Source organism: Streptomyces sp. NPDC001902 (genome assembly GCF_042891295.1).
In the GTDB taxonomy this organism is placed as follows: domain Bacteria; phylum Actinomycetota; class Actinomycetes; order Streptomycetales; family Streptomycetaceae; genus Actinacidiphila.
Map to the genome: position 1 here is coordinate 17,342 of NZ_JBIATA010000017.1, position 15,830 is coordinate 33,171.

General features: G+C 73.5%; 14 protein-coding genes and 1 tRNA gene. 12 read left to right on the forward strand and 3 right to left on the reverse strand.

From position 1 onward, the window contains the following. Positions 1-6 precede the first annotated feature (6 nt). The 6 genes from ACFYYN_RS25650 to ACFYYN_RS25675 all read left to right on the forward strand — a co-directional run bounded on the left by ACFYYN_RS25650 (position 7) and on the right by ACFYYN_RS25675 (position 5,208). Positions 7-1,101, forward strand: coding sequence for a hypothetical protein (locus ACFYYN_RS25650; protein WP_500547670.1), 1,095 nt, complete (start codon positions 7-9; stop codon positions 1,099-1,101). Further along, entirely contained in the window at positions 1,092-2,651 is a 1,560-nt protein-coding gene (locus tag ACFYYN_RS25655) for a hypothetical protein (protein ID WP_500547671.1), read from the forward strand. The genes ACFYYN_RS25650 and ACFYYN_RS25655 overlap by 10 nt, the downstream gene beginning before the upstream one ends. Further along, on the forward strand, positions 2,648-3,973 hold the full coding sequence (locus tag ACFYYN_RS25660; protein ID WP_500331416.1) for an AAA domain-containing protein: 1,326 nt from the start codon (positions 2,648-2,650) through the stop codon (positions 3,971-3,973). The genes ACFYYN_RS25655 and ACFYYN_RS25660 overlap by 4 nt, the downstream gene beginning before the upstream one ends. A gap of 76 nt (positions 3,974-4,049) precedes the next feature. After that, positions 4,050-4,421, forward strand: a complete 372-nt coding sequence (locus tag ACFYYN_RS25665) for a DUF8844 domain-containing protein (protein WP_499512035.1) — start codon at positions 4,050-4,052, stop codon at positions 4,419-4,421. A 112-nt stretch (positions 4,422-4,533) separates the two neighbouring features. Next, positions 4,534-5,082 (forward strand): bifunctional DNA primase/polymerase, encoded by a 549-nt coding sequence (locus tag ACFYYN_RS25670; RefSeq protein WP_500547672.1) that lies wholly within the window; start codon positions 4,534-4,536, stop codon positions 5,080-5,082. Positions 5,083-5,135: 53 nt separating this feature from the next. Continuing rightward, positions 5,136-5,208: transfer RNA gene (locus tag ACFYYN_RS25675), tRNA-Lys, on the forward strand. Positions 5,209-5,280: 72 nt separating this feature from the next. Here the strand turns inward: ACFYYN_RS25675 and ACFYYN_RS25680 are convergent. Next, positions 5,281-6,513: a M6 family metalloprotease domain-containing protein gene (locus ACFYYN_RS25680; protein WP_500547673.1), complete on the reverse strand. Its 1,233-nt coding sequence runs from the start codon at positions 6,511-6,513 to the stop codon at positions 5,281-5,283. A 4-nt stretch (positions 6,514-6,517) separates the two neighbouring features. Then, entirely contained in the window at positions 6,518-7,768 is a 1,251-nt protein-coding gene (locus ACFYYN_RS25685) for a M6 family metalloprotease domain-containing protein (RefSeq protein ID WP_500547748.1), read from the reverse strand. Positions 7,769-8,083: 315 nt separating this feature from the next. On the opposite strand from ACFYYN_RS25685, the gene ACFYYN_RS25690 reads away from it, so the two are divergent. Continuing rightward, positions 8,084-9,937: a putative bifunctional diguanylate cyclase/phosphodiesterase gene (locus ACFYYN_RS25690; RefSeq protein ID WP_500547674.1), complete on the forward strand. Its 1,854-nt coding sequence runs from the start codon at positions 8,084-8,086 to the stop codon at positions 9,935-9,937. A 67-nt stretch (positions 9,938-10,004) separates the two neighbouring features. Next, positions 10,005-11,099, forward strand: a complete 1,095-nt coding sequence (locus ACFYYN_RS25695; protein WP_500547675.1) for an LLM class flavin-dependent oxidoreductase — start codon at positions 10,005-10,007, stop codon at positions 11,097-11,099. An 18-nt stretch (positions 11,100-11,117) separates the two neighbouring features. Here ACFYYN_RS25695 and ACFYYN_RS25700 read toward each other — a convergent pair whose 3' ends face one another. Continuing rightward, positions 11,118-12,602 (reverse strand): NAD-dependent succinate-semialdehyde dehydrogenase, encoded by a 1,485-nt coding sequence (locus ACFYYN_RS25700; protein ID WP_500331425.1) that lies wholly within the window; start codon positions 12,600-12,602, stop codon positions 11,118-11,120. 141 nt (positions 12,603-12,743) lie between these two features. On the opposite strand from ACFYYN_RS25700, the gene ehuB reads away from it, so the two are divergent. From ehuB to ehuA, 4 genes are read left to right on the forward strand one after another with little or no spacing between them, the layout of a single operon-like run. Further along, a complete protein-coding gene (ehuB, locus tag ACFYYN_RS25705; RefSeq protein WP_500547676.1) occupies positions 12,744-13,661 on the forward strand; it encodes an ectoine/hydroxyectoine ABC transporter substrate-binding protein EhuB in 918 nt (305 codons plus the stop codon). 54 nt (positions 13,662-13,715) lie between these two features. Next, positions 13,716-14,393: an ectoine/hydroxyectoine ABC transporter permease subunit EhuC gene (gene ehuC / locus ACFYYN_RS25710; RefSeq protein ID WP_500547749.1), complete on the forward strand. Its 678-nt coding sequence runs from the start codon at positions 13,716-13,718 to the stop codon at positions 14,391-14,393. Then, positions 14,393-15,028: an ectoine/hydroxyectoine ABC transporter permease subunit EhuD gene (gene ehuD / locus ACFYYN_RS25715; protein ID WP_500547677.1), complete on the forward strand. Its 636-nt coding sequence runs from the start codon at positions 14,393-14,395 to the stop codon at positions 15,026-15,028. The genes ehuC and ehuD overlap by 1 nt, the downstream gene beginning before the upstream one ends. Continuing rightward, positions 15,018-15,827: an ectoine/hydroxyectoine ABC transporter ATP-binding protein EhuA gene (ehuA, locus tag ACFYYN_RS25720; RefSeq protein WP_499512043.1), complete on the forward strand. Its 810-nt coding sequence runs from the start codon at positions 15,018-15,020 to the stop codon at positions 15,825-15,827. Before ehuD ends, ehuA begins: the two co-directional genes overlap by 11 nt. Positions 15,828-15,830 lie beyond the last annotated feature (3 nt).

Below are 15,830 nucleotides of genomic sequence, written 5' to 3' on the forward strand. Positions count from 1 at the left end.
GCCCGGGTGAGCACTACGCACGATCTGCGAGAGCGGCTGGCCGCGTTGCGCGGCCCGACGACCGTGCCGCGCCCGATGGACGCGCGCGCCCTGGCGGCGCTCGCCGCGAACCCCGGGTGCCGCCGCCGGGCGCTGCTGGACGCCGCCGGGGTGGACAAGGCGGCGGTGGCGCGCGTCCTGGGCAACCCCGCGCCCTTCGGGCAGTCGCAGTTCGCGTTCGTACGGGGCCATGCCTTCGAGGCCCGGGTGAAGGCCGCGGGGTGCGCCGAACTGCTGCGCCTGCTGGGCGCGCCCGAGACCGCGGACGCCGTGCTGCCCGATCTGTCCGCCCCGGGCCCCGAGGGCCGGGTGGCCCGTACCCGCCTCGCGCTCAAGGAGGCGACCGCGGCGGGCCGGTGGACGCTGCTCGACCACCCCCTGCTCGTGCTCGAGGTCGCCGATTCCCCGGTCTACCTCGAGCCGGACGCCATCGCCGTGCGGCCGGACGGCTCGTGGACCGTGGTGGAGGTCAAGTCCTTCCCGATCCTCGACGGTTCCGCGGACGCCGTGAAGGTCGGCGCGGCGGCCCGCCAGGCCGCGGTGTACGTCCTGGCGCTGGAGCGGCTGGGGTTCGGCACCCCGGAGCACCGGGTGCTGCTGGTGTGCCCCAAGGACTTCTCCAACCTGCCCGCCGCCGAGTTCGTCGACGTGCGCAAGCAACTGGCGGTCACCCGGCGGCAGCTGGCCCGGCTGACCCGGATCGAGGAGATCGCCGCCGCCCTCCCGGAGGGCACGACCTTCGACCTGCGGCTCACCGACGACGGACGGACCGCGACCCGCCCCGCCGCGGAGCTCTCCGATGCGGTGGACCGGCTGCCCGCGGCGTACGCGCCCGAGTGCCTGGCCAGTTGCGAGCTGTCCTTCCACTGCCGCGACCAGGCCCGGGCCTGCGGCGCGGTCGAGGTCCTCGGCCGCGGCGTGCGCGGTGAACTGGGCGCCCTGACCGAAGTGGAGCAGGTGCTGGCGGCCGCGCTGGGCACCGAGGGCGATCCGGCGGATCCCGCGGTCGCCGCGCTGCGGCGGGCGCAGGCCCTGCGGGAGGAGGCGCTGGGATGTCGCTGATCTCGGTGCTGGCCCGCGCGGAGGCCATGGCGACCGGCCGGGCGACCCCGCTCGCGACGGTGCGCCACCGCCATCTGTCGGACCGGCCGCTGGTCCTCGTCCCGCTGACCACCGCGGGTGAGGTAGGCGCCCCGCTGGGCGCCCTGGTCGGCACGGACCGGGACGAGCCCCGGCTGCTGGCGGTGCCGCAGCCGCGCGACCGCGATCTGCGCTTCGCCTTCCTGGCCGAACTGGCGCAGGTCGTGCTGCCCTACCTGGAGTCCTACGCGGACGACACGGAGACCGAGCCGGCGACCCGCAACCGGGAGGAGTCGGAGGTCTGCGCCGACGCACCCCAGATCGTGGTCGCGAACACCCCCGCGGTGGAGTACGTGCGCCTGCTCGGCCGCTCCACCCGCTTCCGCCGCACCGCCGAGGACGACCCCGACGAGCCGCACCCGGTCCCCGCCCGGGTGCCGCTGCTCGGCCGCTGGCTCACCCACTACGGGGAACGCGCCCGCACCCCCGGCTCCGCGCTGCTGCTGTCCGCCACCGAACTGCTCACCCGGCACTGGGCGACCGGCCAGAGCAACCTCGAGGACCAGCACCTGGGCGCCCTGCTGGCCTGGATCGAACCCACCGACGGCATGACGGGCATGGAGGCGGCCCGCCGCGCGGAGTCCCACCGCGGCCCGGACGGCCTGCTGACGTTCCCGCCGGCCGGCCCCGCGACGGACCCGGTCTTCGACAACACGGTGCTCGCCCCGGCCACCGCCCGCTACGACGCCGGGATCACCGGGGCCGGCGAGGACATCGCCCGCCTGCTGGCCTGCCAGATGCGCCCCACCTGGGACGCGGTGTGGCGGTCACTGGACCTGCTGCGCGAGCTGCCCGAGGGCGCCCGCGTCGCGGACCGCTGGAAACGGGACCGCTGGTCGTACACCTCCCACCGGGACCGCGTGCGCGCCGGGGAGCCGCCGCAGCCCCGCCGTGACGACGCCGTGTCGGCGGCGCAGAAGCTCGCCGGCCGGGAGACCGCCCAGGTGCGGCTGGAGGCCCAGGAAGCGCTGGACGACCCGCTGGTGATGGCCGGGCGGCGACTGGCCGGCGAGGCCTTCGCGGGCCGGGTGGACCGGGTGGAGATGGCGATGAGCGAGGGCAAGGTGCCCAAGCCGCGCCCGCTGGTGACGGTCCTCACACAGGACCGGCCGCATCTGGACGAGGACGCGAAGCTCTACCGCGCGCTGCCGGACGGCCGTACGCAGCAGGCGCAGTTCGTGGAGTGGGCCGGGCCCGGTGCGGTGCTCCTGCGGGTGGTGAACGGCATGGGCCGCGGCAAGGTCCCCGAGCCCGGCACGGTGCCGGAGGAAGGGGACGAGGTGTGCTGGACGTTGTTCGAGCACGCGCCGCGTGGCGGCGCCGGGCTGCCGGAGCCCGAGGACACCCCGTGGACGCACGGCGGACCCCCGGGCACCGCGGCCGCGAGCGTGACCGCCGGCACGACCGCGGGCACGACCGCGGCCGCCGTCGCCGAGAGCCCTGACCCCGCGACCACGGAGGACTATCTGTGAGCCCGGTGAGCGACGCCGCCCGGGCGGCCGGCACCGCGACCGAGCGGATCCTGCACGACACCCTGCACGGGACGCACCGCGGCGTCGTGGTGGACTCGCCGCCCGGCGCGGGCAAGTCCACGCTGGTGGTGCGCGCCGCCCGTGAGCTGGTCGCGGCGGGCGAGACCCTGATGGTGGTCGCCCAGACGAACGCCCAGGTGGACGACCTGGTGGACCGGCTGGCCACCGCCGAACCCGGACTGCCGATCGGCCGGCTGCACGGCAGCGACTCGCCCCCGGACCCGGTGCTCGACCGCCACGAGGCCGTGCTCAAGTCGAGCAAGGCGGCCGACCTCGCCGGGGCCAAGGTGGTGATCGCGACCGCCGCGAAGTGGGCCTTCGTGAAGGACACCGAGCCCTGGCGGCACGCCATCGTCGACGAGGCCTACCAGATGCGCTCGGACGCGCTGCTGCAGGTGGCGGGGTTGTTCGAGCGGGCGCTGTTCGTCGGCGACCCGGGTCAGCTGGATCCGTTCAGCGTGGTCGGCGCCGAGCAGTGGGCGGGGCTGAGCTACGACCCGTCGGCGAGCGCGGTGGTCACCCTGCTGGCCCACAACCCGGGACTGCCGCAGCACCGGCTGCCGGTCTCCTGGCGGCTGCCGGCCTCCGCCGCGCCGCTGGTCTCCGACGCCTTCTACCCGTACACCCCGTTCCGCAGCGGCACCGACCACGGTGACCGGCGGCTCTCCTTCGGCGTGCCCGGTGACGGCTCGGGCCCGGACCGGGTGGTGGACGAGGCCGCGGCGTCCGGCTGGGGCCTGCTGGAGCTGCCCGCACGGCGCACCCCGCGGACCGACCCCGAGGCGGTCCGGGCGGTCGCACTGGTCGTACGGCGGCTGCTGGACCGCGGCGGCGTGGCGGTCTCCGAGCAGGGCACCGCCCCGGTGGGCCCGGACCGGATCGCCGTGGGCACCGCCCACCGCGACCAGGCGGCGGCGGTCCGCGCGGCGCTGGCCGACCTGGGCGTGACCGGGGTCACCGTGGACACCGCCAACCGGCTGCAGGGCCGCGAGTTCGACGTCACCGTGGTGCTCCACCCGCTGTCGGGGCGTCCCGACGCCACCGCGTTCCACCTGGAGACGGGGCGGCTGTGCGTGCTGGCCTCGCGCCACCGGCACGCGTGCATCGTGGTGTGCCGTGCCGGGGTCTCGGAGCTGCTGGACGAGCACCCCTCGACGGAGCCCGTCCAGCTCGGGGTGACCGTGAAGTTCCCGGACGGCTGGGAGGCCAACCACGCCGTGCTGGCCCACCTGTCCGAGCACCGCGTGGCCTGGCGGCCGTAGCGCGCCGGCCGTCGCCCGGGGCACTCTTGCGCGGGGCGGGACAATGGAAGGCGCTGACGATCCTGGAGGTACGTTCATGTCCGAGCCGCAGTCGGCTCACAGCGCGGCGGGCAAGCAGCCCGCCCCGCGCCTGAAACCCGCCCAGCTGCTGTTCGAGCCCGCCGCCCTGGCCGAGGACGAGGAGCACTTCTTCGACCTGGAGTCCATCGAGGACCCCCGGGAGCTGCTGGCCCGTTCCACGGAGCTCACCCTCGCCTTCCGCGCGGCCGCGGACCGGGCGACGGAGTTCCAGGCCATAGCAGCGGCCCAGCTCGCCGACCCCAAGCGGTTCGACCGGCTGACCCCCGCCGCCATCGGTGCGCAGGCGGGCTGGTCGGAGGACTACGCCAAGCGGATGATCGAGTTCGGCGAGGGCCTGATGCGGGGCGGGGACGCAGCGCTGTCCTGACGACGCACCTGGCATATGCGTTGGGGGCAAGGTACCCGACACATGGCGGGCGTGTCCGGCCTTCGGGCGATGTCGCGTAGCGAAACGTTCACTCACGGTAGTTGTATGGGTCATGAGTGATTGGCAGTGGCACACATGGCCGGGGGGCGTGCCGGAGTCCGCCTCCCACCCATATCCGTACGCGCAGTACCCCACCCCCGACGGGGCCGACTGGCTGGCCTCCGCCAGCACCTTCCCGCGCAGCGTGCGGGCACTGTGGTCCGCACGGCCCACGGCGCCCAGCGTGCTGCCCTGCGGGACGGCCTTCGACGCGGTGAACCTGCCGGCCCTGTTCGGACGCCGGGTCCTGGAGCAGCTGTGGTCCTCGGGCCCCGGCTCGGGCCCGGCCGCCATGCTCCGCGGCAGGGTGCTGCTCCTCGCCGAGCCGGGCACCGCCGCACGCCTCCCCGGGCTGCTGACCTGGGAGGAGTGGGGGCTGACGGTGCCGCCGGTGCTCTGCCACGGCGAGGGGGACTCGGTGGCGCTGCCCCCGCCGTACGGCGACACCGGCCACGGGCGCTCCCGCTGGCTGGTCGCCCCCGACACGCGCCGCCCCTGGCTCCCCGGGGCCGACGTCCTGCTGTGGGCCTGCGTCCGGGCGGCCCGCGCGGAGGCCGGTTGATTATCGATTTTCACCCGCCCGCAAGCGGATGCTAATCTCTACGACGTCAGCGAGCGCCGCTAGCTCAACTGGCAGAGCAGCTGACTCTTAATCAGCGGGTTCGGGGTTCGAGTCCCTGGCGGCGCACTCACGGCACAGCCGTTGACCTGGGCGCTCTCCCATCGGGAGGGCGCCTTTCGTCATGTCGGGGCCATGGCCCTAGGGGCCGTCCCACAGGGGGCGCGAGGTGGTGATCCGCACCGTCCAGCCCTCGTCGTCCGGGTCCCGGCCGAGGACGTCGACGGTGAGGCCGCGGCCGCGGTCGGTGAAGCGTTCGCCGGAGGAGAACGGCGCGTCGTTGAGCGCGTTGAAGGTGGCGCTGCTGTACTCGCAGGCGGTGGTGCGCGGATGGGCGTCCTCGACGGTGACGGGTCCGTGTCCCGAGTCGACGTCGGTGCGCACCTGGTAGATCAGCACCCCTTCGCGGCAGGCCTCGCTGTCGTTGCCGCGGGCGGCGCGCGCCTCGATGACGTACGCGCGGGTCCGGCCGAGGGGGATGACGGCCACCTTGCGGCCGCCGGGCACCTCGACCGGCGTGAGGTGCACCGAGCGGGCGCCCGGGTCCCGGACGCAGACGACCTGCCAGTCCTCGAGCCAGCCCAGGCGCCACTTGTGCCAGGCGAAGAGGTCGCCCTGCAGCCCCCAGTCCAGGGACATGCCGTCCCACTGGCCCGCGAGGGTGTCGGTGTGCCCGAAGTCCTCGACGGAGTACAGGTCGGGCAGTCCGAAGGCATGGCCGTTCTCGTGGCTGAGCACCCGCGCGCCGGACTGGTCGTGGCCGTAGACCAGGGAGACCCGGTCCAGGCTCGTGCCGTCGTCGGTGGTGGCGGCCGAGGCGCCGGTCCAGGTCACCGAGAGGACGGCCTGTTCGGCGGGCGGCCCGGCGTTGGGCGTGACGAGGACGTTGACCAGGTCGTACCCGGAGAAGTCGATCTTCCGGTCGGCGACGCGCAGCAGGTCCCGCATCATGGCCGTGTGCGTGCGCCAGCCGTAGCCGCGCCCTATCCCGTACGACGTGAAGGGCTTCGGCATGCGGATGTAGCGCAGCACCGGCGTGGAGACGTAGCGCAGCTTCCCGTACGAGGCGCGGTAGAACCAGTGCCGCACGGCGGGGAAGAACTCGCGGTAGCGCTCGGCGGCGCTGTACGGGGCGGGCTTGTCCGGGAAGTCGACGAGCAGGGTGAGCGCCCGCACCTCGCCGGTGGCGCGGGCGAACTCGCTCCCGTCCGCGCCCCCGAACCCCTCGGACATCGTGACGCCCGGCGCGGCGCGCAGCGCGCAGGGACGGTCGGCCGGCGGGGCCGCTGCGGGTGCGCCCTCGGTGGCGGCGGTGCTGCCCGCCGCGAAGAGGAGCACCGATGCCAGGACCGCGAGCGCCCGGGGTCCTCGCATCGGCTCAGCCCTGGGTGACCTGGACGGTCCAGGACCCGTCGGAGTGGCGGTCCGCCACGTGGACGTGCGCCGAGCGGCCGATGGCGTACGTCTCCCCGCTGCGCAGCGGCGCGTCGGCGAGCGGCGGGTACACCGAGGACTCCCAGCAGTCGCCGCTGCCCGGGTGGCCGTCGATGACGTCCACGGGGCCGTCGCCTGACGACACGTCGGCCCGGACGCGGTACATCAGGACGCCCTGGCCGCAGCTGAGGCGGTCGTTGCCGAGGGCGGCGCGGGCCTCGATGGCGACGGCTCCGTCCAGGCCCGCGGGCAGCACCAGCAGCTTGGTGCCGCCGCGCTGCTCGACGGGGCTCAGGCGGAAGGTGTGCGTGCCGCCCTCGGTGACGCAGCGGACCTGCGAGCGCCCGAGCCAGCCCAGCTTCCACTTGTGCCAGGCGAAGAAGTCCGGGGCCAGCCCGAACTGACTGCCCATGAGGTCCCAGTCGCCGACGTGGGTGTCCCAGTCGGCGTTGCTGCCCTGGGGCGGCCGGTAGTAGAGGTCGGGCAGGTCGAAGGCGTGCCCGGTCTCGTGGGCGAGCACGTTGACGTCCGGCGGGTGGCCCTCGAAGACGGTGACGAAGCGGTGCAGGTCCGCACCGTCGACACGGACCGGTCTGCCCAGGTTGACCACCTTGGTGGCGTCCGGGTCGACGCCGGGCGCGTCGGGGTCGGCCACCAGGTAGACGACCCCGTACCGGGAGAAGTCCACCTCCCGGTCGGCCGCCACCACGGCGTCCCGCAGGTAGCGGGCGCGCAGGGCGGGGCTCCAGTCCCGGCCGATGCCGTACGCCGTGGACGCCGCGGGCATGCGCAGCCAGTGCGGCAGGATGCGCGGCCGCAGCCGGAAGGTGCCGTACGAGGCCCGGGCGAAGAAGTCGGCGGTGGCCGGGAAGTGATCGGCCGCCAGTTCGCCGGGGCTGATGGTGGGGGCGGCGTCGGGGAACGCCAGGAACACCATCAGCGCGTCAACGTCGCCACGGGCCCGCGGGTAGGCGGTGTTCCAGGCGCTGACGCCCTCGGAGTGGTGTGCCCGGGTCCGCGGCAGGGCGCACAGCGAGGAGTCGGAGCCCCCGGCCGCGGGGCCGGTGACCAGCGTCCACGCGACGACGGCCGCGAAGACGCTGACGGCGGCGATGGCCGCCCGGAGCCCGTCGGGGGCATGCCCGCGGACGCGCCGGCGGAAGCGCCGATGCGCACGTATGGGTAGCCCTGACAGCGGCACGTGGACCTCCCGTACGGGGTCGGGACACCCACATCACGCTGCTACGGTTTGCTATGTTTTGCCCTGTTGTGCTGCGCCGCCCGGGTTACCGTCCGATCACTACAGTGCGTAATGAGTGACGAAAAGCGATCAATGGAATTCAGTGGCCAATCACAAATGATCAAGATCGCATCCCACGTGCCGAGAATCACCACGACGGCGGTGGCCGCGGCAATTCCCCAACGTCTATGATCGGCACATTTCCAGCATGAACGCCGCCTCTTGGCGGCCATTCGATTCCTCCACGACCATGTGTGCGAGACGACACCTATGCGGGAGCAAGCGGTGGGCGGACCCTCGGGAAGCCCGGACCTCGAGCCCGAGGCGGCGGCCACGACGGTCACTCAACGTCACGCTTCGGCCCCGGAACGGTCAGCCCCGGAACGTCCGGCCTCGGAGGTGCGCGACTACCGCGCCGCCTTCAACGTCGCCCGGCTGCCGATGGCCCTGGTCGGTCCCGACGGCCGGGTGCGCGAGGCCAATCCGGCGCTCGGCGCGCTGCTCGGCGCGGACCCGGTGCTGCTCACCGCCCGCACCGCGGCGGAGCTGGTCGGCCTCACCGGCGCCGGCGGCGAGGTCCCCCCGCTCGGGGAGAACCCGGAGTACGCCGAGTACGAGGACGTGCTGACCGGCCGGCGCGGGGAGTTGCGCCGCACCAGACCCGTCCGCGGACCGGACGGCAGCACGGTCTGGGCCGAGGTCGTCGTGGTGCCCGTGCCCGGCGGCGCCCTGATGTCCGTCGAGGACCTGGGCGAGACCCGTGAACTGCGCGAGCAGCTACGGCACTTGCGGATGCACGACCCGGTCACCCGGCTCCCCAACCGGCAGTTGTTCTTCGAGCGCCTCGCCACCGCGCTGGAGGGCGCCGACAGCCGCACCGGCCGGATCGGCCTGTGCTACCTCGACCTCGACGGCTTCAAGGCCATCAACGACACCCTCGGCCACCGGGTCGGCGACCGGCTGCTCAAGGCCGTCGCCGGACGGCTGTCGGACTGCGCGGGCCGGCTCGGGCGCAGCGGGACGCTCGTCGCCCGGCTGGGCGGGGACGAGTTCGCCGTCCTCGTCGAGGACTCCACCGGCACCGGGCAGGCCACCGGGCTCGCCGAATCCGTACTGACCGCGCTGCAGCTGCCGTTCGACCTCGCCGGGCAGCGGCTGGCGGTCTCGGCGAGCATCGGCGTCGTCGAGCGCGAGGCCGCCGGGGCCACCGCCACCGGCATCATGCAGGCCGCCGACACCACGCTGTACTGGGCCAAGGCCGACGGCAAGGCCCGCTGGACGCTCTTCGACCCCGAGCGCAACGCCCACCGGATGACCAAGCAGGCGCTGTCCAGCACCCTGCGGCAGGCCGTGGAGCGCGGGGAGTTCACGCTGGAGTACCAGCCCCTGGTGGAGCTCGGCAGCGGCAGCCTGCGCGGGGTGGAGGCCCTGGTGCGCTGGCGGCACCCGCACTTCGGGCTGCTCGGGCCGAACCGGTTCATCCCGCTGGCGGAGGAGAACGGCTCCATCGTCCAGCTCGGCCGCTGGGTGCTCGCCGAATCGTGCCGCCAGGCGCGGCAGTGGCAGAAGGACTGGCCCGACGACCCGATCTTCGTCAGCGTCAACGTCGCCGTGCGCCAGGTCTGGGACTCCGACCTGGTCGCCGACGTCGCGGAGATCCTGGACGACACCGGGTTGCCGGCCGGGCTGCTGCAACTGGAGCTCACCGAGTCGGCGGTGATGGGCTCGGCCGGACGGCCCCTGCAGGCGCTGCACGCCCTGCAGGAGATGGGCGTGCGCATCGCCATCGACGACTTCGGCACCGGCTACTCCAACCTCGCCTACCTCAGCCGGCTGCCGGTCTCCGCGCTCAAGCTCGACGGCAGCTTCGTGCACGGCTTCCGCGACGGCCTGCACCCCAACCCGGCCGACGAGACGATCGTCGAGGCGCTGGTGCAGCTCGCCCACCGGCTCGGCCTGACGGTCACCGCCGAGTGCGTGGAGAACGCCGAGCAGGCGGAGCGGCTGCGCCGGATCGGCTGCGACACCGGGCAGGGCTGGCTGTACTCGCGGCCCGTGCCGCCCGAGGGGATCGCCGCGCTGCGCGGCTACGGCCCGGCCCCCGGTTCCGCCCTCGGGGAATAGCCGCAGCCGGTCTCCGGTTGCTCGTTGCCGTAGACGAGGAACCGGCCGCAGGAGGCGACGCAGGAACGTGGACACGAACGACCCGGTACGAGGCACCACCCTCGGCAGCGCACCCGTCCCGCTCTCCGTCCTCGACCTGGCGGGCGTCGGCAGCGGACTGACCGCGGGGGACGCCCTCGCCGCCGGTGTCGCGCTGGCCCGGCTCGCCGAGGCCCGCGGCTACCACCGCTACTGGGTCGCCGAGCACCACTCGATGCCCGGGGTCGCGTCCTCCTCCCCCGCCGTGATCCTCGCCCACCTCGCCGCCCACACCGAGCGCATACGCCTCGGCTCCGGCGGCGTCATGCTGCCCAACCACGCGCCGCTGGTCATCGCCGAGCAGTTCGGCACCCTGGAGGCCCTGGCGCCGGGCCGGATCGACCTCGGCCTCGGCCGCGCCCCGGGCACGGACGGCGCCACCGCCGCCGCGCTGCGCCGCACCGACCGGCTGAACGAGGGCGCCGACGAGTTCCCGCAGCAGCTGTCCGAACTCATCCGCTTCCTGGACGACGACTTCCCCGACGGCCACCCCTACGCCCGGATCCACGCCATCCCCGGTCCCGTGCAGGGCACCGTTCCGGGCGGCGTGCAGTCCGCCGCGCGGCCGTCGATCTGGCTGCTCGGCTCCAGCACCTTCAGCGCCCGGATGGCCGCGGTCCTCGGGCTGCCCTTCGCCTTCGCGCACCACTTCTCCGCGGCGAACACCGAACCGGCGCTGGAGCTGTACCGCAGGTCCTTCCGGCCCTCGGAGGTGCTGGACGAGCCGTACGCGCTGATCGGCGTCGCGGCGCTGGCGGCGGACGAGGAGAAGGACGCCCGCCGGCAGGTGCTCAGCGGCGCCCTGGCCATGCTGCGGCTGCGCATGGGACGCCCCGGCCTGGTGCCCACCCCGGAGGAGGCGGAGGCGTACGAGTTCAGCCCGGCCGAGCGGGACTTCGTGGACGCCTGGCTCGGCAACGTGGTGCACGGCACGCCGGACGCGGTCCGGGACGGCCTGGACGCGCTGGTGCGCCGCACGGGTGCGCAGGAGCTGATGATCACGGCCAACGCCCACACCCCCGCCGCGCGGCTGCGCTCCTACGAGCTCATCGCCGACGCGTACGGCCTGCCCGGCGGCGCCTGACCCCGCGGGGTCCGGGCCCTAGACGTCCACCGCCACGTACTTTGTCTCCAGGTACTCGTCGATCCCCACGGCGCCGCCCTCGCGGCCGGTCCCGGACTGCTTGACGCCGCCGAAGGGCGCCGCGGGGGTGGAGACGACGCCCTTGTTCAGGCCGAGCATGCCCGTCTCCAGTTCCTCGGCGTAGCGGATGCCGCGCCGCAGGCTCTCCGTGAAGACGTAGCCGACCAGGCCGTACACGGTGTCGTTGGCCAGCCGGATCGCCTCGTCGTCGTCCTCGAAGGTGACGACCGGTGCGACCGGCCCGAAGATCTCCTCCCGGAGCATCGCCGCGTCCGGCGGCACGTCGGCCAGCACGGTGGGCGGGTAGAAGTACCCGGGGCGGTTCGAGAGCGGGGCGCCGCCGGTGACCGCGCGGGCCCCGGCCGAGACGGCGTCCTGCACGAGGCGGTCCACCTTGTCCAGGCCCGCGCCGTCGATGAGCGGGCCGACCTGGGTGCCGGGCTCGGTGCCGCGGCCGACGACCATGGAGCCCAGCTTCTCGGCGAGGCGCCCGGTGAAGGCCTCGGCCATGTCGCGGTGGACGTAGATCCGGTTGGCCGCCGTGCAGGCCTCCCCGATGTTGCGCATCTTGGCGATGGCCGCGCCCTCCACGGCCTTCTCCAGGTCCGCGTCCCGGCAGACGATGAGGGGGGCGTTGCCGCCCAGCTCCATGGAAGTGCGCAGCACCTGTCGCGCGCTGAGCTCGATGAGCTTCTGCCCGACGCCCGTGGAACCGGTGAACGAGAGCTTGCGCAGCCGCGGGTCCTCCGTCAGGGGGCCGCTGATCTCCGCGGGGTGCGAGGTGGTGAGGACGTTGAGCACGCCGTCCGGCAACCCGGCCTGGCCGAGGATCTCGGCGAGGGCGAGCATGGACAGCGGCGTCTGGTGGGCCGGCTTGACGATCATGGTGCAGCCGGCGGCGACGGCGGGGCCGATCTTGCGGGTGCCCATGGCCATGGGGAAGTTCCACGGGGTGATCAGCAGCGCCGGGCCCACGGGCTGGCGCATCACCCAGATCCGGCCGTTGCCGTCGGGCGCGGTGCGCCAGCCGCCCTCGATGCGCACCGCCTCCTCGGAGAACCAGCGGAAGAACTCGGCGGCGTAGAGGATCTCGCTGCGGGACTCGGCGACCGGCTTGCCCATCTCCAGGGTCATCAGGAGGGCGAGTTCCTGCTGCCGCTCCACGATGAGCTCGAAGGCCCGGCGCAGGATCTCCCCGCGCTCACGCGGCGCCGTGGCCGCCCATCCCTCCTGCGCGGCGGCCGCGGCGTCCATCGCGGCCTTGGCGTCCTCGGCCCCGGCGTCCGGCACGGCGCACAGCGGTCGCGCGGTGGACGGGTCCTCCACCTCGTACTCGCGCCCGTCGCTCGCAGGCCGCCAGCGGCCGCCGACGAGCAGTGCCTTCGGCACCCGCTCCACGACCAGTTGCTCGCGCTTGCCGTTCCCTTCGGTGCTGTCGCTCATGGCAGCTCCCTGCCTCCCGCGGACGTTCCGTACATCGGGTACCCCACCAGATTCGCATGAATGCCCCCTGTGCGCCGGGGTAGGCGCGGCCCTCGTGCGGTCACCGCACCGCACGGAAGCGAACTACCGGAGGTCTGGTCCATGTCCGAGCGCAGTCCCCTGTCCCGCAGGGGTTTCCTCTCCCGTACCGCAGGCGTCGGCGGTCTCGTGGCGGTCCCCGGGCTGCTGGCGGCGTGCAGCCGTACGCAGGCCGGCACCGGCGCGCCCACCGGCGACGGGGACCTGCTGGCCAAGCTGAGGAAGCAGGGGTACGTGCGGGTCGGCTTCGCGGGCGAGGCGCCGTACGGGTACCGGGACGGCGACGAGCTGGCCGGCGAGGCGCCCACCCTGCACCGGGAGATCTTCACGGCGCTCGGGGTGCCGGAACTGCGGCCCACGCTCACCGAGTTCGGCGCGCTCATACCGGGCCTGACGGCCGACCGCTTCGACGTGGTCAGCGCCGGGATGGCGATCACGCCCGACCGCTGTCAGAAGGTGATCTTCTCGGAGCCGGAGTTCGTCTCGCCGACCGCCCTGATGGTCCGCGCGGGCAACCCCAAGGGGCTGAGCGACCTGGTGTCCTGCGCCCGCCAGAAGGTCACCGTCGGCGTGCTGAGCGCGGCGGTCGAGGCGGACTACGCGGATGCCGCCGGGGTGCCGCTGACCTCGGTGAAGTCCCTGGCCAAGCAGCAGGACGGGGTGGACGCGCTGCTCGCCGGCCGGATCGACGCCTTCGCGCTGACCGGGATCTCGCTGCGCTGGCTGGCCCGCACCAACAAGGGCGCCGCGGTGGAGGTGCTCGACCCCTTCCTGCCGGTGGTCGGCGGCCGCAAGCAGTACAGCCCGGGCGGCGCGGTGTTCCGGCAGGACGCGACGAACCTGCGCGACGCGTTCAACAAGGAGCTCAAGAAGATCACCGCCGACCCCGGCCGCTACACGTCCCTCATCGGGAAGTACGGCTTCACCAAGGCTGAGGTCCCGCCGGCGACGCTGCGCACGGCGCAGCTGTGCGCGGCGTGAGGCGGCGCCTTGTCCTCGTACCCCTTCCCCGCCGGTGACCTCGCCGGTGAATCCATGTCCGGCTTCACGCAGTTCACGCACTCGCTGCCCAGTGTGGGCGCGGGTCTGTGGGTCACCGTGCAGGCCACCGTCCTCGGCGCGGCCCTCGCGCTGCTGATCGCCTTCGTCCTCGGCTTCATGGCGCGCTCGCGGCGGATGCCCGTGCGCGGGACCTCCCGGGTGGTCGTGGAGTTCTTCCGCGGCACCTCGCTGTACGTCCAGCTGTTCTGGCTGTTCTTCGCGCTGCCGATCCTCGGCTTCAAGCTCGTGCCGCTCGCCTGCGCCGTGGTCGCCTTCGGGCTCAACTACGGGGCGTACGGCTCGGAGGTCGTCCGGGGCGCCCTGGACGCCGTGCCCCGCGGGCAGCGGGAGGCGGCCGTCGCGCTGAGCATGACGCCGTGGCAGCGGATGCGCCTGGTCGTCCTGCCGCAGGCCTGGCCGCAGATGATCCCGCCGTTCAACAACCTGCTGATCCAGTTGCTGAAGTGCACCCCGCTGATGTCGCTGATCACCATTTCGGACGTCACCTTCCAGATGGACCAGCTCCGTTCCACGACGGGCGACACCGCGACGGCGTACCTGCTGCTCCTGGTGATCTACTTCGTCCTCGCGTACGCGCTGACACTGGCCATGAACGGCCTGGAGGCCGTGGCCAAGGCACGGCTCGGACAGCCGGCGGGAGGTCGGGCCTGATGTGGGACTGGGAGACGGCCCGCGAGGGCCTGCCGCTGATCCTGCACGGCTTCGGGATCACCCTGCTGGCCACGGTGCTCGGCTCGCTGCTCGCCGTCACGCTGGGGCTGGGCATCGCGGTGCTGCGGCGCACCCCCAGCCGCTGGGTGACGCTCCCGCTGCGGACGGTCGTGGAGTTCGTGCGCTCCACTCCGGTGATGATCCAGCTCTTCGCGGTGTGGGTGCTGGTCCCGCGACTGGACCCGCTGGTGATCGGCATCACCGTGCTGGGCGTGCACTACGCGACGTACACCTCGGAGGTGTACCGGGCGGGCATCGAGGCGGTGCCGAGGGGGCAGTGGGAGGCGGCGGTCGCGCTGTCGCTGCCGCGGGCGCGCACCTGGTCCGCCGTGGTGCTGCCGCAGGCGGTGCGGAAGATCGTGCCGGCCCTCGGCAACTACGTGATCTCGATGTTCAAGGAGACACCGTTCCTGTCGGTCATCACCGTCGACGAGATGGTGCACGAGGCGAATCGTTTCGGCAGTGACCACTTCGCCTACCTGGAGGCGTTCACCATCGCCGCCGTGATCTTCCTGGTCGCGAGCTGCCCCACCTCGGTCCTCATGCGGAAGCTGGAGATGCGCCTTGCTCACTGACGAGTCCCCCACCCCCGCCAAGTCCGGCCCGGCGGCGCCCGCCGTCCGCTTCGACCAGGTGGTCAAGCGGTACGGGGACAACACCGTGCTGGACCACCTCGACCTGGAGGTCCGGCGCGGTGAGCGCGTCACCCTGATCGGCCCGAGCGGTTCGGGCAAGACGACCATCCTGCGGCTGCTGATGACCCTGGAGCGGCCCACCGAGGGCGTCATCCACGTGGACGGCGAGCCCTTCTCTCACATGCCGGGCCGCGGCGGCCGGCTCGTGCCGGCCGACGAGAGGCACCTGCGCGGCACGCGCCGCCGGATCGGCATGGTGTTCCAGCACTTCAACCTCTTCCCGAACATGAAGGTGCTGGACAACGTCACCGAGGCCCCGGTGCACGTCCTCGGCCTGGACCGGGACGAGGCCGCCGAGCGCGCCCGCGGGCTGCTGGAGCTGGTGGGCCTGGCCGACAAGCAGGACGCCCACCCCACCCGGCTCTCCGGCGGCCAGCAGCAGCGGGTGGCCATCGCCCGCGCGCTGGCGATGCGGCCCGACATCCTGCTGCTGGACGAGGTGACCTCGGCGCTCGACCCCGAACTGGTGGCCGGGGTGCTGGACGTGCTCAGGGACGTCGCCCGCAGCACGGACATCACCTTGCTCTGCGTCACCCACGAGATGGGGTTCGCCCGGGACGTCTCGGACCGCGTACTGATGTTCGACGGCGGACGGGTCGTCGAGTCGGGTCCGCCGGAGCGCATTTTCGGCTCCCCGGAGCACCACAGGACCCGGGAATTCCTCGGTGCGGTGCTCTGAGGA

Coding starts and splice junctions, on each gene's coding strand:
- ACFYYN_RS25655 (WP_500547671.1), top strand. CDS start 1,092: ATGTCGCTGATCTCGGTGCTGGCCCGCGCGGAGGCCATGGCGACCGGC.
- ACFYYN_RS25665 (WP_499512035.1), top strand. CDS start 4,050: ATGTCCGAGCCGCAGTCGGCTCACAGCGCGGCGGGCAAGCAGCCCGCC.
- ACFYYN_RS25670 (WP_500547672.1), top strand. CDS start 4,534: ATGAGTGATTGGCAGTGGCACACATGGCCGGGGGGCGTGCCGGAGTCC.
- ACFYYN_RS25680 (WP_500547673.1), bottom strand. CDS start 6,513: ATGCGAGGACCCCGGGCGCTCGCGGTCCTGGCATCGGTGCTCCTCTTC.
- ACFYYN_RS25690 (WP_500547674.1), top strand. CDS start 8,084: ATGCGGGAGCAAGCGGTGGGCGGACCCTCGGGAAGCCCGGACCTCGAG.
- ACFYYN_RS25700 (WP_500331425.1), bottom strand. CDS start 12,602: ATGAGCGACAGCACCGAAGGGAACGGCAAGCGCGAGCAACTGGTCGTG.
- ehuB (WP_500547676.1), top strand. CDS start 12,744: ATGTCCGAGCGCAGTCCCCTGTCCCGCAGGGGTTTCCTCTCCCGTACC.
- ehuC (WP_500547749.1), top strand. CDS start 13,716: ATGTCCGGCTTCACGCAGTTCACGCACTCGCTGCCCAGTGTGGGCGCG.
- ehuD (WP_500547677.1), top strand. CDS start 14,393: ATGTGGGACTGGGAGACGGCCCGCGAGGGCCTGCCGCTGATCCTGCAC.